Source organism: Lentibacillus populi (assembly GCA_014642895.1).
Classification (GTDB): Bacteria; Bacillota; Bacilli; order Bacillales; family Amphibacillaceae; genus Lentibacillus_C; species Lentibacillus_C populi.
The window spans coordinates 9,432-24,351 of the sequence record BMJD01000006.1 but is presented as its reverse complement, the minus strand read 5'-3'; the positions used below and the strand labels follow the sequence as shown (position 1 = coordinate 24,351).

Here is a 14,920-nt window from a genome sequence, read left to right as displayed (position 1 = left end):
CTTACACCTGTCGTTCATATCAAACAACGGAAATAAAATATTTTTCCTGCTGCCAGGTCTAGATCTTCAGCAGCTTAAGCTCCAGTTCGTTCATGCAGTCGCAATATGGCATATCTATAGCGTTTTTGATTCAAACTACAGCGAATCTCGGGAAATCTACAGCGATTCTCAAGAAATATTTAGCGATTCCAGCTCATTCTATAGCGATTATCCTCCAAGGCTAGTTCTTACCACCCGTTATGAAATATCACCTGCGCTCGTCCGCTCTACACTGAGTACAAAGGCATTTCGAAGACTCCTGGCACCATCTTCAAGCGCATCCTTCGCTTCAGGTACAAATCCAGCAAAATTTGCAAATCCATGAATAAGATCATCGTAATTTTTGTAAAAAACTTCTACATCATTTGCTTTCAGTTCGTCAGCATACGCTTTCCCCACATCACGTAACGGATCATACTGAGCTGTCAAAATTGTAGCTGAAGGCAATCCGCTTAAATCATGATACAAGATCGGTGAAGCATATGGATGAAGCATGTCGTCATCACGATTGAAATAATGCTTTCTAAACCAGTTCATTGATTCTAAAGTTAAAAAATATCCTTCTGCATTCTCCTTTAACGAAGGCGGTTCCTCCTTAAATCCTGTTGAAGGATACAAAAGCAGTTGATGACAAACTTCCGGTGCTTTTCGTTCTTTGGCAATAATGCAAGCAACAGCTGCAAGATTTCCGCCGGCACTATCCCCGCCAACAGCAATTCGGTTACGATCAATCGCAAAATCCGCTTCGTGCATTGCAATCCATTCAAGTGCATCGTAGGCGTCGTCTACCGCAGCAGGAAATTTATGTTCCGGTGCTAAACGATAACCGACCGAAATAACGATGCATGCTGCTGAATCTGCAAGGAATCGGCAAACAGAATCATGACTGTCCAAATCCCCCAGAACCCATCCTCCACCGTGGTAATAAACCAATCCCGGGTATGGAGCCATCCCTTTATTCGGAGTATAAACTCGTATGGGAATATCCCGACCTTCTAATTGCAGAACCCGATTCTCCACCTTTTTAACTGGTACATTCAGTTGCGGCATATCCTTTATTGATTCCTTTTCCATTTGTCGATAAGCTTTCGGTTCAATTTCATCCATAGGAACTTTCGGAAGTGCATTTAGTTTGTCCAGGAAAAACTGAATTTTAGGATTTACGGGCATGATCATTCTCCTTCATATTAGTTTTTCTTATTCTTTTATGTTATGTCAATGTATATTCATCATCGTAATACATTTAACGAATTGGAATACTTCTTCGACAGTCATTTGAAATTCAAGACAAATGTTCATCGCCAAGCGAAGAGAAGGAATCAATGCCAAAGGGCCTTATTTCACCGTGCAGAAACTAGTTCCGCTGCTCAGCGAAGGAAGCAGTGTGGTCACCACCATGGAAGATCTTTACTTCGTTCATGGCGGCTAGTATTTTTGATGTTTTAAAAAGTAAATGATGGGAAGACAACAAGTAAGAATGAAAAGTTAGTTTTGAGAGGAGAGATAAAGTATGAATGTTAAAAAAGGGTTGTTAGTTGGCGCAACTGCTTTTGGTTTCGCGTTATCTGGGACAGGGTTGTCGTCCGTTGCTGCTGAAAGTTCCGATACTAGTATTCCTGCTTCATCTGTTTCGGGTATCCATTCTTCTATTACGAACCAAGAGGCAGCTGAGTACTTGAACAACATTTATGATCAGGCCTTTACTGGAGAAATGCCCAGTTCGGTTCACGGGCTTAAAATCAATAAAAGCACAAAAAGGGACGTTCACCAAAAGTTAGGTAGTCCTCAAAAGGTTAAGGGCCAATTTGATTTGTATAGCTGGAATATGGGGAATCCCGGATATGGTTTTTCCTATAACAAAGATAATACCATATCTGAAATCCGAAACTTTGGTACAGGTGTTGAAAGACAAACAAACCTTGGTGGAATCACACCTGCCGTATTGAGTGAACAAATAGGAAGTGCGGATAATATTCTTGCTGTTCCTGACACAAATGAAATGGACTTTGTTTATGAAACGGGAGATTATGAGCTTCATTTTGTCGTTGGCAGTGATCAGACAGTTGATCATGTGAATTTAAAAGAAGCGAAATAGCTGTTTATTTAGTAGGGTTGTCTCAAAATTGAGGCGACCCTACTTTTGTGTTTTGGATTGCCACAAACGCGCGCTTTTCCCTAATAAGGATTAGCGCCAGTATTGCATATAAGGGCCATTTTGTGGAATAACCTATTGTGCAAATTATAGGAATTTGAGATGATTGTTACTAGGCTGGAAAGAAGGTTGAATTCAATTATAAATATAACCATAACTTGAGTTTATAATTCCTAAGGGTGACGGTTTTATTCATATGTGGTTTTGTTAGACTAACGAACAAATAGAAAGTGCGTGTTTTGAAAAAAAGTTAGGTCTTTAATATATTTTTTATTCCCAGTTTCCTTCATTCCAAAGTCGTAGTTCACCCAATATAATTTAATATCGTTTAGGCAATAAATTTTAAGCTATATGATTTCTGCAACTTGAAACACAATAAAATCGATAAGGAGGTGTTTCTCTTGAAGCAAGGCTCGTTATTTGAAAATAATAATGATAAGCATCGCCCATTAGCTAACAGGGTGCGACCTCAACATTTGGAGGATTTGGTGGGACAGAAACATTTATTAGGAGAAGGAAAGGTTCTACGGGAAATGATTGAGAATGATCAAGTCTCCTCCATGATTTTCTGGGGTCCTCCCGGAGTTGGAAAAACAACGCTGGCTAGAATTATTGCTAATCATACGAAGTCGAAATTTATTGATTTTAGAGCTGTAGCAACGGGGATCAAAGATATTCGCAATGTGATGAAAGAAGCTGAAGAAAACAGAGAATTAGGTGATAAATATATCTTGTTTATTGATGAAATTCATCGGTTTAATAAGGCGCAGCAGGATGCTTTTCTGCCCTATGTTGAGAAAGGAAGCATCATCCTTATAGGTGCAACTACTGAAAATCCTTCTTTTGAAGTAAATTCTGCTTTGTTGTCACGCAGTAAAGTTTTTGCTTTATACAACTTATCGAGTAATGAAATAGTTGAATTATTACAAAAAGCTATTGCTGATCCAAAAGGGTTTGGTGATCAGCATATTCAACTGGAAGATGGTGTACTGCAGGCAATAGCGGCGTTTTCTGATGGTGATGGGAGAATTGCTTTGAATACTTTAGAAATGGCCGTACTCAACGGAAAAGAACAAGAAGATTCCATTGCTATTGGAAAAGAAGATCTTTCCCAAATTATTGAAAGGAAGTCGCTTCTATATGATAAGGACGGGGAAGAACATTATAACATCATATCAGCACTCCATAAATCGATGCGAAATAGTGACGTTAATGCATCTATTTATTGGTTATCACGAATGCTGGAAGCTGGAGAAGACCCCTTGTTTATTGCGAGGAGATTGGTCAGATTTGCTAGTGAAGATATTGGTTTAGCAGACAACAGGGCTTTAGAGATAGCGGTAGCTGTTTTTCAATCCTGTCAATTTATTGGAATGCCGGAGTGTGATGTACACCTTACACAAGCCGTCATTTATCTTTCAATGGCACCCAAGTCAAATTCCGCCTATGCAGCCTATTCAAAGGCCAAAAAAGATGCTAAAGAATCCATGAATGAACCGGTTCCCATGCAGTTACGCAATGCACCAACAAAAGAAAAAGATATTGTAGTGACGAAAAGTTTAGCGTATCTGGATGTAATGACGATGCACCACCTATGGAAACAATGGAGTTCGGATCGATTCTTCCCCAAGGATCGTTGGGTTGAAGCTTTCGTAATTAATCGTTGTCTAGATCCCTGCAGTAAAATTAAGACTCATATACACTATACATTAAAAAGAAAATGGATGTATTTCGAGTCCTTGGAGAAATCTACCTATTCTTAAGAATAGAACAAAAGAAAAAACGAGCTGGGTGGATTCTAAGCAGATATAATTCTGTTACTCCAAGAAAATGGGAAGTATAGTGATGATCAATTAAACAAAAAGAGATTATTCGAAGAAGGTTTTTTTGCGCTATAACAAATTTCCTTTAGATAATGTTTTATTAACAAAAAAAACCACCAAATATGTATTGGTGGAGACGGTGGGACATGCTCTTCCATGCTTTCGTCATGGCACTGACTATATCTTGAACCTGATCACTTCACAGGTTCTCCGGCGTCTTATGCGAAATGTTTATTTACCTTATCAAGGCAAGATTTCGCATCCTAGTACTACCATTGGAATGGCAGCCTATAAGTCGATACACGGCTGTTGGATTGCTCCACACACCGCTCGGCATTGCCTTATTGCTATAAATAACAACTTAGGTTTCACCGATAAAGCCGGATTTTCACTTTTGTATTACTACAAAAGGCGACTATTTACTAATCGAACCCACGTCCAGAGGTATTGCCACTCAGGCTTCTACACGCGTAGTTGGTATATTAGTCTTCACTGCATCATCGGCCTGCCAACAGGCTTTTAGAGCAGCTAGTCTGATTGGTTTCAACTATCATCCTCGAGACGGCGAATGACAGTATAGCCCGCTTCATTTGAGACCCTTCAATCTGCATCACGGGCGAATGCAGGAAGGATCGCTTTAGAACTACTTACGCAGCAGCTAAAGCTGGTTGATTGTTAGTTTTGCCAGTTATATTTAGGCGAATAACGTTTTACGAGCCGTAACCTCGACGTGCAACCTGAGCTCAATCTACCCCTGTCGAATCCGTAACGTCCCCGTAAAGAGTAACGCTCGGGTAAGCTTGAGCAATTATTAAATTGACTGTCGTCCTAACGACAATTCTTATTATATCACAAACTTGACAAAAATCAATACCTGGTAAGCTTTACATGCGGTCGCGATCCTTGATTGCCCGGTCGATATCGCGTTTCATTTGCTTCCGCTTTAAATCTTCCCGTTTATCATATTTCTTTTTCCCTCGGCCAAGACCGATTAATATTTTTGCTACACCATTTTTAATATAGACCTTCAACGGTACCAGTGCATACCCCTGCTGCTGCGTTAATCCGATCAATTTATCTATTTCTTTGCGATGCAGCAGCAATTTGCGGGTTCTAGTTGGATCATGGTTAAATCGATTCCCTTGTTCATATGTGGCAATATGCATATTAATCAGCTTTACTTCACCACGATCAATTCGTGCATGGGCATCTTTCAAATTGATTCTGCCCGCACGGATTGACTTAATTTCAGTGCCCTGAAGTACAATTCCGGCTTCATACGTATCCTCTATAAAATAATCATGCGATGCTTTTTTATTTTGCGCGATTGTTTTTCCGATTCCTTTTGGCATACCCGGCTTCCTCCTACTGCTTGCGTGGCTCTTATTTTATCAAAAATCAGTGGATTTAGCCAGTATGCCAAAATAATTGCCTTCTACTCCGTTAATCCTTTAGTGATCATATCGACATTCCATTCAATCATCTTTATATACGTATCTCCATCTTCACCTTGTTTCCCTAATGAATCCGTAAATATTTTCCCAACGATTGGTACACCTGTTTCATTTGAGACGGTTTCCATACTGCGAGGATCGACACTAGTTTCTACAAATAATCCAGGAATGTCCTTTTCCTTAATTAAATCGACAACGGATTTAATCTGATCTGGTGTGCCCTCATTTTCAGCATTAATTTCCCAAATATATGCTGCGTGAAATCCATATGCTGCCGAGAAATATTTAAACGCCCCCTCACTTGTTACCAACACTCGCTTTTCTTCTGGTATTTCCGCCACTTTTTTCTCTATTTCTTTTTCTAATGCTTCCAACTTTTTAATGTACTTCGTTGCATTTTGTTCATATTTTTCCTTGTTATCCGGATCGATCTTGATCAAAGCATCTCTTGCATTTTCCGCATATTTAATACCATTTTCCACAGCCAGCCATGCATGGGGATCGGGCTCACCTTTATGCCCGCCGGATTTAAGTAATTGCGGATCGATCCCTTTCGTAATGCGAAATACTGTCGCATCCTCTTCAGACTTACCAGCTGTTTCAATCATATTTTGAAACCAGGAGTTTCCGGTTTCTAAATTAAATCCATTATAAAATACAATATCTGCGTCTGTTGTTAGTTGCACATCATCTGGCAATGGATCATACGAATGCGGATCCGTTCCGATTGGTACAAGACTATGAACCTCCGCAAGATCTCCTGCGACGTTTTTCACGATATCATATAAAACGGAATACGTCGTCACAACCTGAAGCTTATCATCACTTGCTTTAGCATCCTTCCCGTCGCCTTTATCGCCTGAACACCCTGCAATCAAAAGAACTGCAGCAAACAAAAAAGTTATAATGTATTTCTTCATTTTCCATACCCCTCCAATTTGTTTTAAGAATAAGAAGCCCGTTTTCTGCGCGTACGAATTTTTTTCCATAACACGCCATGCTTTGGAGAAAAAATAAACGTTACAACAAACATTGTTGCTGCCACCAAGACGATCGTAGCACCCGATGCCAGGTTAGCTTTATAACTAATATAAAGACCGATCACAGATGCAATCGTACCAAAACCTGCGGACAGAAAGATCATGGTCGATAACCGGTTGGTCAACAAGTATGCCGTTGATGCTGGCGTGATCAGCATGGCAACCACCAGGATGATTCCAACTGTCTGTAACGATGCAACCGTGACCATGGTTAATAAAGTCATCAAAAAATAGTGAATCAATTTTGTTGGGAGTCCGTATGCTTGTGCCATAGTCGGGTCAAAAGAGGTTACAAGTAACTCTTTATAGAAAACATAAACACTAACAAGTACAATCAGACCGATTATCAAGGTCATCCACATATCTGAGGACCGAACAGCCAGCACATTCCCAAATAAAATATGGTATAAATCGGTACTGCTCTTCATTAGCGTAATTAAAATAATCCCAAGTGCAAAGGCCGCGGAAAACACGATCCCAATGGAAGAATCGTTTTTAATCCGGCTATTTTGACTAATATAACCGATCCCAATGGCGGTCAGCACTCCAGTGAAAACCGCGCCAAAGAAAAAGTTGATCCCGAGGAAATAAGAAACCGCAACACCCGGAAGAACCGCGTGTGAAATAGCATCCCCCATTAAAGCCATTCCTCTTAGTACAATAAAACATCCGATTACACCACAAATGATTCCAACCATGACAGATGTTAACAGAGCTTTTTCCAAAAACTCATAATGCATAATTGCTTCTAAAAAGTTCATGCTTTCACCCCCAGTTCTTTTAAAAAGGAGAGTTGCCCTTGATAAGCTCGGATAATTGTCTCTGGCTGCATCACATCATCCACATCGCCAAATTCGACCAGCTCCTGATTCAGTAAAAGGACCTGCTGAAAATAATCCTTTGCTTTACTTAAATCATGGTGAACGACTAAAATTGTTTTCCCTTGACACTCAAGTTCCTTTAATATCCGAATAATTGTTTCCTCGCTACCGATATCAATTCCTACAAATGGCTCATCAAGAAAAAAAACTTCTGCCTGTTGAGCAAGGGCCCGTGCAATAAAAACACGCTGCTGCTGTCCACCAGAAAGCTCACCAATTTGCCGGTTTTTAAAATCTTGCATTTGCACCTTTTCCAGACAATGTATCGCAAATTCTTTATCCTGCTTTTTCGGTTTTTTAAACATCCCAAGCCTTGGATAGCTCCCTATTAGCACCGTATCAATAACCGATATTGGAAAGTCCCAATCAATATCACTTCTTTGCGGCACATAGGCAATCTTTTTCCGAATATCCTTCCTATCTTTGTTCAAAATTACTATCTGACCATTATCTTTGGGTATTAGCCCCAAAACGGCTTTTAACAAGGTGGACTTTCCCGCTCCATTTGGACCAATAACTCCCACGAGCTTACCTGGAGCAATGGCAAAAGAAACATCCTTTACTGCCTCTTTACCATAGTAGGATACAGATAAATGCTCTACAGCAACAGAACTAATCATTTTCTACCCCTCTTTTCTTCACCGCTGCACAACTGTTTTTTGACGTTATACAGGTTAATTAACCTTAGTATAATTTGTAGTATATAATCTAAATAATTTTATGTCAACAATAAAATTTACCTAACGCAAAACTCATTGTATTCTCATGCTGCCATGACAAATTGATGACAACACAAACGTTTTTTAGTTTTTTTAAGTGCGTGTTCAAAAGTCGCCTAATGAGAAGCAAGAAGGTCGAGGCGGCGTAGCTCCCGGCACCGGGCTTGTACAGGAGGTACTGACTTCTGCTGTTGGCGATTGTCGTGGGCGGTTTTAGCAGAAGATCCTTATCCCAGGTACATGAGGAGCGGAAAAGCAAGCGGGCGACACGATTCGCCGCTTATCATTTGGTGACTTTCTGAACATCCTCTTTAAACAAAAAAATTGCCAGCCCTGTTTGAGCCAGCAATTCCTTGCAAAATTCCGTTTAGGATTTTCTTTTTGGTTTACGTGGTTTACGACCATTTATTTCATTATCACGTTTCTTACGTCTTTTTGCCCCTGCCAATTCAAAGTCGACAGCACGCTCATCCAAATTTACACTTTCGACACGAACTCGAACCTCATCCCCGATGCGGTACATATTGCTCGTCCGTTCACCAATCAATGCTTGATTGCGTTCATCGTAATGATAATAATCATCGGTCAGCGTACTCACATGGACAAGTCCTTCGACCGTATTCTCCAATTCAACAAACATACCAAAGTTGGTAACCGAGCTGATAACACCTGTATATTCTTCACCAATGCGATCCTGCATGTATTCCGCTTTTTTCAGATCATCGGTTTCCCGTTCGGCATCGACTGCCGTCCGTTCCATTTCTGATGTATGTCTGGCTATTTCCGGCATGCGTTCTTTCCAGGCCTGAATCGTTTGCTTATCCATCTGTTTCTCAATCAAGTATGTCCGGATTAATCGATGAACAATCAAATCAGGATACCTTCTAATTGGCGATGTAAAGTGGGTGTAAAACTCTGTTGCCAAGCCAAAGTGCCCAATACTTTGCGGATCATATTTTGCCTGCTTCATGGAGCGCAGCATCAGTTTGGAAACGATCATCTCCTCAGGCTTTCCTTGAACCTCTTCAATCACCTTTTGTAATGCTTGTGGATGTACTTCATTAGCAGTACCTTTAACAACATAACCAAGGCCGGCTAAAAATTCGAAAAAATGCTGCAGCTTTCCTTGATCTGGCTCCTCATGAATGCGATGGATAAATGGTACATCCATCCAATGAAAATGCTCCGCTACCGTTTCGTTTGCTGCCAGCATAAATTCCTCAATTAAACGCTCGGCAACCGAACGCTCACGTAATATTACATCCTCTGCTTTCCCATTCTCGTCAACCAATACTTGTGCTTCTTTAAAATCAAAATCAATTGCCCCACGTCCCATTCGCTTGCCGCGTAAAATGGCTGCAAGCTTTTCCATTTTCTCAAACATCGGAACAAGCGCATCATATTTATCGCGTAGTTCCTTATCTTTGTCAACTAAAATTTTGTTGACATCACGATATGTCATCCGTTCCGTTGTCTTAATAACACTTTGGAAAATGTCGTGGTTGATAACTTCACCTTTTGTATTGATTTCCATTTGGCAGCCTAATGTGAGCCTGTCTACTTGGGGGTTCAAGGAACAAATCCCGTTAGACAGCCGGTGAGGTATCATGGGAATAACCCTGTCTACCAAATACACACTAGTCCCTCGTTCGAAGGCTTCTTTATCCATCGGTGTACCTTCTTTTACATAATAGCTCACATCTGCAATATATACGCCTAGCTGGTAATTGCCATTGTCCAATTGTTTTACGGATACGGCATCATCAAGATCTTTTGCATCCGCTCCATCAATCGTGACAATTGTCTCATCACGTAAATCACGGCGCAGTACTATCTCTTCCTCCTTGATCGTATCCGGAGCATTCGCTGCTTGCGCTAAAACTTCATCGGGGAAATCTATCTTAATTCCATGCTTATAAATAATGGAAACAATATCGATGCCCGGATCATTTTTGTGACCGAGGATTTGAATAATTTCGCCTTCTGCACTTTTTCTATCTTCTGGATACTTTGTAATATGAACGATAACTTTATGACCACTTACTGCTCCCATTGTCATGCCTTTTGGTACAAAAATATCATTCGGAATTCGCTTGTCATCGGCAATTACGAAACCAAAAGCGCGATTATCTTCAAATGTCCCAACAACGGTATGAACGGCTCGCTCTAAAATTCGAATGACCGTTCCCTCTGGTCTGCTTCCACCGTCACTTTTCTTTTCCAGACGAACTAAAACCTTGTCATTGTTCATCGCTGACGCCATATCGGAATGATGAATATAAATATCGCGCTGATCCTCATCGTCTGGAATCAAAAAGGCAAAACCTTTCGCATGCATTTGAATACGGCCGCGAATCAGATTCATTTTTTCCGGCAAACCAAAACGATTTTTGCGGGTTCGAACAAGCTCTCCCGCCTCTTCCAGTTCATTTAGTGATTTTATCAATTCCTTAAATTCCTCAGCATACTCAAGCTCCAATATTTCCTCTAATTCATTAATAGACAACGGTCTTGTCCCACTTTCATGGAAAAAATCAAGTACCTGTTGTTTTATTTCCTTCATACGTTCACCTTCTTTCTCCTCTATTGTTGACCTTTTTGCGCTTTTTAAATCATTCGTGCCAGTCAAGTGATTCCAGGAAATGATAAATATCCTGGTACAGTTTTTCTTTTTCTTTATCAAGTGTGATCACATGACCAGATTCTTCATACCATTTGATTTGTTTATTCTCCGCTTCAACACTGTCATAAATAAATTCCGCGCTATCTGTATTAATCATTTGGTCTTTTCGGGCCTGAACAACAAATGTCGGGGTGTAAATGGTGTCGACATTGTTTTTTACTTCGGCAATAATGCTTCCCAGTTGTTTAAACAGGTCTGTAGAATTTTCTACCAAATCAGCGACTTCTTGTTTAATCGTATCGTCATTTTTTCCTTCCAGCTGCTTGTATTCCTTGGCAAATGATTTAAATCCTTGCGTCAGCTGTGTCGCATTGTCAAAAAACATCGGTGCACACATCGGGATTACTGCTTGCAACTTTTCCAAATAAGCTAGTTTTAGTCCTAAAACACCTCCAAGCGATAAACCGGCAACAGCTATTTCCGCATGCCCAAGATCCCGCAGATGTTGAAGCGCTTCTTGGACATCCTCCCACCACTCGTCGGGGTTTGCCTTGATTAACTCTTCCGGTGGCAATCCATGTCCTCTGTAAATCGGAGCATGTGAAGTATACCCTTGTTTTTCCAAAAAGCGTCCCAGCATTCGTACATCAGCCGAATGCCCGGTAAACCCATGTAATAACAATACCGCACGCGGGCCAGCTTTAAACGTAAAAGGTTCTGGTTGTTTTATTTTCATTATGCACAAACTCCTTTTTAAATCCTTACATTATTATTCTATTGTACATGATTTGACAAAAAATAACCCCCACCACGACATGCAGTAAGGGTTATGTGTATTACCTATTGTAAAACATATGCACTTAAGAAAGCTAAGGCGAAGAAGATTACTCCAGTCACGATTGTACTTCGATGTAAGATAAGATCCGCACCTCTAGCTTTTTGCTTACCGAATAATTGTTCAGCCCCACCTGAAATTGCACCAGATAAGCCTTCACTTTTCCCAGATTGTAATAGAACTAAAATAATCATAATTACTGCATCGATAACTAATAACACGTGTATTACACCTAACATTACCGCACCTCCTGAAACGAACAAATACCTATTCATTACTTTAGCATAATTCTGTTTTAGATAGCAAGTGATTTTTTAGTAAACCTGGATTATATATAATTGGACGTATCATTTAATTAATCTTATCCTGATTATATAGAATCTATAGAAACGGGTGAATAGAATGGAACGTGAATATTGGCTGCCAATGAATGATGGTACGGAAGTTTATCTGAAAAAATGGTATGAAGAAAACAGGAAACCAAAAGCAATCATCCAGTTTGCCCACGGAATGGTTGAACATATTAATCGTTACAAGGATTTTGCCAAGTTTTTGGTTGCCCAAGATATCTTCGTTTACGGAAATGATCACCGAGGACATGGTAAAACTGGGGACAAACAAGGGATGTTAGGCTATCTTGCTGATGAATCTGGTTTCTCCAAGACCGCCGAAGATCTCTATACAATAACCAAACATATTAAACAGGAATTACCTGGTACGCCAATTTTTTTACTAGGCCATAGCATGGGTTCCTTTTTAGCTCGCACCTACATCCAGACACATAGTAACGAAATTGCAGGCGTCATTCTGGCAGGAACAGGTTTCTATCCGCCGTTAACCTCCTATACGGGACGAAAAATTGCTTCGCTCCTGCCACCTAAAAAGCCAAGCAAGGTCATGAATTTTATTGCCTTTGGTACGTTTAACAAACGAATTCGTCCAAAGGAGACCGCCTTTGACTGGTTAACTAGTGATGCCAAAATTGTCCAGACATACATGGATGACCCATACTGTGGATACATTCCAACTGCCCAATTTTTTGTCGATTTGATGACCGGGTTATCGACCATTCATGATCAAAAGGGTAATCAAATGATTCGAAATGACCTGCCAATGCTGCTCATTAGCGGTGATGCTGATCCGGTTGGCAGCTACGGAAAAGGCATTTGGAAAACGGCTAACATGTATGCAAAAGCTGACCTGGAGAATATTAAAGTTACACTTTTCAAAGATGGCCGTCATGAAATTCTGAATGAAAGCAATAAAGCAGAAGTTTATCAACATGTCGTGGAATGGATAAGCAGAAATTTGTCGGCTTAATTTGGAATCCTTGGAAGAAGCCGGATAATAAAAACGCTTTCAACTAAAACCTTATTCTAAAGCGCTTCATAACTTGAAACTACTGCACAAAAGAGGTTAGAATAATAGGTAGAATTACATACCTTATTATTTGGAAAGGCTGGTCGTAAAGAATGTCATATATTGACGGAATTGCTGCATCAAACGGGATTGCAATTGCCAAAGCATATCAGCTTGTAACTCCCGATTTAGCTTTTGAGAAAAAACCGATTGATAATCCAAACGAAGAAATTGCCCGTTTGGATAAAGCATTAGCAACCTCGAAGCAGGAATTGGAAAAAATAAAAGCACATGCCAAACAGGAAATCGGAGATGAGCACGCCGAGATTTTCTCAGCCCATTTGCTTGTTTTAAGTGATCCTGAGCTGATTAATCCAATCAAGGACAAAATCACGTCGGAAAACGTTATGGCTGAGGCTGCGTTAGAGGAAACTGCTAACATGTTTATTGAAATGTTTCAAAACATGGATAATGAATATATGCGAGAACGTGCGGCTGATATTAAGGACGTTACAAAACGTGTTATGGCGCATTTATTAGGGGTTACCTTCCCAGACCCGGCATTAATCGATGAAGAGGTAATTGTGATTGCCCATGATTTAACACCGTCCGATACAGCCCAGTTAAATCGGCAGTTTGTAAAAGGTTTTGCAACAGATATTGGCGGACGCACATCCCACTCAGCCATTATGGCAAGGTCACTCGAAATTCCAGCAGTTGTCGGATCAAAGGAAATAACCAATTTAGTTTCACATGATGATATGGTTATTGTTGACGGGCTGGAAGGAAAAGTCATCGTTAACCCATCCACTGATGAATTAGCAGTATACAAAGAAAAACAAGCGAACTTTGCTCAACAAAAAGAGGAATGGGCAAAATTAAAAGATGAGCCTACGGCTACTGCAGATGGTGAACAAGTAGAATTAGTCGCCAACATTGGTACTCCTGAAGACATTACAGGTGTCCTGGCTAATGGTGGAGAAGGTGTCGGACTTTATCGAACTGAATTTTTATATATGGGTAAATCAGAGCTGCCAACCGAAGAAGAGCAATATGATGCATATAAAGCTGTGCTAGAACAAGTAGGCGATAAACCTGTTGTTGTAAGAACACTGGATGTCGGCGGTGATAAGGAATTAAGCTATTTGGATTTGCCAAAGGAACTGAATCCATTTTTAGGCTTCCGCGCAATTCGCTTCTGTCTGGAAAATGAATCCGTTTTTCGCACACAATTGCGGGCACTGCTGAGAGCAAGTGTTCATGGCAATTTAAAAATTATGTTTCCAATGATTGCAACCCTGGAAGAATTTCGCCAAGCAAAAGCAGTTCTATTAGATGAGAAGGAAAACCTGACAGGTGAAGGCGTGGATGTTTCGGATGATATTGAAGTCGGGATTATGGTCGAAATCCCATCTACCGCTGTAATCGCCAAACAATTCGCTAAAGAAGTAGACTTTTTCAGCATCGGTACGAATGATTTGATACAGTATACAATGGCTGCCGATCGTATGAACGAACGCGTTTCCTATCTGTACCAGCCATATCATCCAGCAATATTGAATTTAGTTAACAATGTTATCGAAGCTGCGCATGGCGAAGATAAATGGGTTGGCATGTGTGGCGAAATGGCTGGGGACCCAATTGCGATTCCGATTCTCTTATCCCTTGGTCTTGATGAATTTAGTATGAGTGCAACATCGATCTTACCTGCCAGAACTCAGATTCACAAGTTATCAAAGGAAAAACTATCTTCCTATAAGGACAAGCTGTTAAGCATGGGAACCGCGGAAGAAGTTGTAGAATTTGTGAGGGAGAAAACGGAATAAGTTTTAGAATGAACCCGCCTGGGATCTATGTGTCCGGGCGGGTTTTTATTTTGCGCGGTCGATCGGCGACTTTGCGCGGTCGATCGGCGACTTTGCGCGGTCGATCGGCGACTTTGCGCGGTCGATCGGCGACTTTGCGCGGTCGATCGGCGACTTTGCGCGGTCGATC

At 40.6% G+C, this 14,920-nt stretch carries 12 protein-coding genes and 1 other RNA gene; 4 read left to right on the top strand and 9 right to left on the bottom strand.

Translation table 11 applies throughout. The annotated features are described in order from the left end of the window. Positions 1–237: 237 nt before the first annotated feature. Complete coding sequence (gene lipP1 / locus IEX12_RS05950; protein ID WP_102414976.1) at positions 238–1,209, bottom strand: LipP1 family hormone-sensitive lipase; 972 nt, start codon at positions 1,207–1,209, stop codon at positions 238–240. Between the two features lie 340 nt (positions 1,210–1,549). Between lipP1 and IEX12_RS05945 the strand changes: the two genes are divergently transcribed. Together IEX12_RS05945 and IEX12_RS05940 are read left to right on the top strand one after the other, a co-directional pair. Continuing rightward, positions 1,550–2,134 carry a YjgB family protein gene (locus IEX12_RS05945; RefSeq protein WP_102414975.1) on the top strand — a complete coding sequence of 195 codons (585 nt, stop codon included), beginning with the start codon at positions 1,550–1,552 and terminating at the stop codon, positions 2,132–2,134. A gap of 458 nt (positions 2,135–2,592) precedes the next feature. Next, positions 2,593–3,954 carry a replication-associated recombination protein A gene (locus IEX12_RS05940; RefSeq protein ID WP_188724789.1) on the top strand — a complete coding sequence of 454 codons (1,362 nt, stop codon included), beginning with the start codon at positions 2,593–2,595 and terminating at the stop codon, positions 3,952–3,954. Between the two features lie 483 nt (positions 3,955–4,437). On the opposite strand, the gene ssrA is transcribed toward IEX12_RS05940, so the two are convergent. From ssrA to secG, 8 genes are all read right to left on the bottom strand, one after another. Beyond that, positions 4,438–4,782: a transfer-messenger RNA gene (ssrA, locus tag IEX12_RS05935) on the bottom strand. Between the two features lie 116 nt (positions 4,783–4,898). Continuing rightward, positions 4,899–5,366: an SsrA-binding protein SmpB gene (smpB, locus tag IEX12_RS05930; RefSeq protein WP_088053026.1), complete on the bottom strand. Its 468-nt coding sequence runs from the start codon at positions 5,364–5,366 to the stop codon at positions 4,899–4,901. Between the two features lie 83 nt (positions 5,367–5,449). Further along, on the bottom strand, positions 5,450–6,388 hold the full coding sequence (locus tag IEX12_RS05925; protein WP_088053025.1) for a metal ABC transporter substrate-binding protein: 939 nt from the start codon (positions 6,386–6,388) through the stop codon (positions 5,450–5,452). Positions 6,389–6,411: 23 nt separating this feature from the next. Continuing rightward, positions 6,412–7,269, bottom strand: coding sequence for a metal ABC transporter permease (locus IEX12_RS05920; RefSeq protein ID WP_088053024.1), 858 nt, complete (start codon positions 7,267–7,269; stop codon positions 6,412–6,414). Continuing rightward, positions 7,266–8,009 (bottom strand): metal ABC transporter ATP-binding protein, encoded by a 744-nt coding sequence (locus tag IEX12_RS05915; protein WP_088053023.1) that lies wholly within the window; start codon positions 8,007–8,009, stop codon positions 7,266–7,268. The genes IEX12_RS05920 and IEX12_RS05915 overlap by 4 nt, the downstream gene beginning before the upstream one ends. Positions 8,010–8,475: 466 nt before the next feature. Further along, entirely contained in the window at positions 8,476–10,671 is a 2,196-nt protein-coding gene (gene rnr, locus IEX12_RS05910) for a ribonuclease R (protein WP_188724788.1), read from the bottom strand. Between the two features lie 49 nt (positions 10,672–10,720). Next, positions 10,721–11,467 (bottom strand): alpha/beta hydrolase, encoded by a 747-nt coding sequence (locus IEX12_RS05905; protein ID WP_088053021.1) that lies wholly within the window; start codon positions 11,465–11,467, stop codon positions 10,721–10,723. 104 nt (positions 11,468–11,571) lie between these two features. After that, positions 11,572–11,805, bottom strand: a complete 234-nt coding sequence (gene secG, locus IEX12_RS05900) for a preprotein translocase subunit SecG (protein WP_088053020.1) — start codon at positions 11,803–11,805, stop codon at positions 11,572–11,574. Positions 11,806–11,968: 163 nt separating this feature from the next. Here secG and IEX12_RS05895 point away from each other — a divergent pair, with 163 nt between their 5' ends. Together IEX12_RS05895 and ptsP are read left to right on the top strand one after the other, a co-directional pair. After that, complete coding sequence (locus IEX12_RS05895) at positions 11,969–12,886, top strand: alpha/beta hydrolase (protein WP_188724787.1); 918 nt, start codon at positions 11,969–11,971, stop codon at positions 12,884–12,886. A 152-nt stretch (positions 12,887–13,038) separates the two neighbouring features. Continuing rightward, the gene (ptsP, locus tag IEX12_RS05890; protein WP_188724786.1) at positions 13,039–14,751 is read left to right on the top strand and encodes a phosphoenolpyruvate--protein phosphotransferase; all 1,713 of its coding nucleotides are present in this window, start codon (positions 13,039–13,041) and stop codon (positions 14,749–14,751) included. The last annotated feature ends 169 nt before the right edge of the window (positions 14,752–14,920 follow it).

What these genes read in the sequence shown, in the direction of transcription:
- lipP1 (WP_102414976.1), bottom strand. Translation starts at nt 1,209, where the DNA reads ATGCCCGTAAATCCTAAAATTCAGTTTTTCCTGGACAAACTAAATGCA.
- IEX12_RS05945 (WP_102414975.1), top strand. Translation starts at nt 1,550, where the DNA reads ATGAATGTTAAAAAAGGGTTGTTAGTTGGCGCAACTGCTTTTGGTTTC.
- smpB (WP_088053026.1), bottom strand. Translation starts at nt 5,366, where the DNA reads ATGCCAAAAGGAATCGGAAAAACAATCGCGCAAAATAAAAAAGCATCG.
- IEX12_RS05925 (WP_088053025.1), bottom strand. Translation starts at nt 6,388, where the DNA reads ATGAAGAAATACATTATAACTTTTTTGTTTGCTGCAGTTCTTTTGATT.
- IEX12_RS05920 (WP_088053024.1), bottom strand. Translation starts at nt 7,269, where the DNA reads ATGAACTTTTTAGAAGCAATTATGCATTATGAGTTTTTGGAAAAAGCT.
- IEX12_RS05915 (WP_088053023.1), bottom strand. Translation starts at nt 8,009, where the DNA reads ATGATTAGTTCTGTTGCTGTAGAGCATTTATCTGTATCCTACTATGGT.
- rnr (WP_188724788.1), bottom strand. Translation starts at nt 10,671, where the DNA reads ATGAAGGAAATAAAACAACAGGTACTTGATTTTTTCCATGAAAGTGGG.
- IEX12_RS05905 (WP_088053021.1), bottom strand. Translation starts at nt 11,467, where the DNA reads ATGAAAATAAAACAACCAGAACCTTTTACGTTTAAAGCTGGCCCGCGT.
- secG (WP_088053020.1), bottom strand. Translation starts at nt 11,805, where the DNA reads ATGTTAGGTGTAATACACGTGTTATTAGTTATCGATGCAGTAATTATG.
- IEX12_RS05895 (WP_188724787.1), top strand. Translation starts at nt 11,969, where the DNA reads ATGGAACGTGAATATTGGCTGCCAATGAATGATGGTACGGAAGTTTAT.
- ptsP (WP_188724786.1), top strand. Translation starts at nt 13,039, where the DNA reads ATGTCATATATTGACGGAATTGCTGCATCAAACGGGATTGCAATTGCC.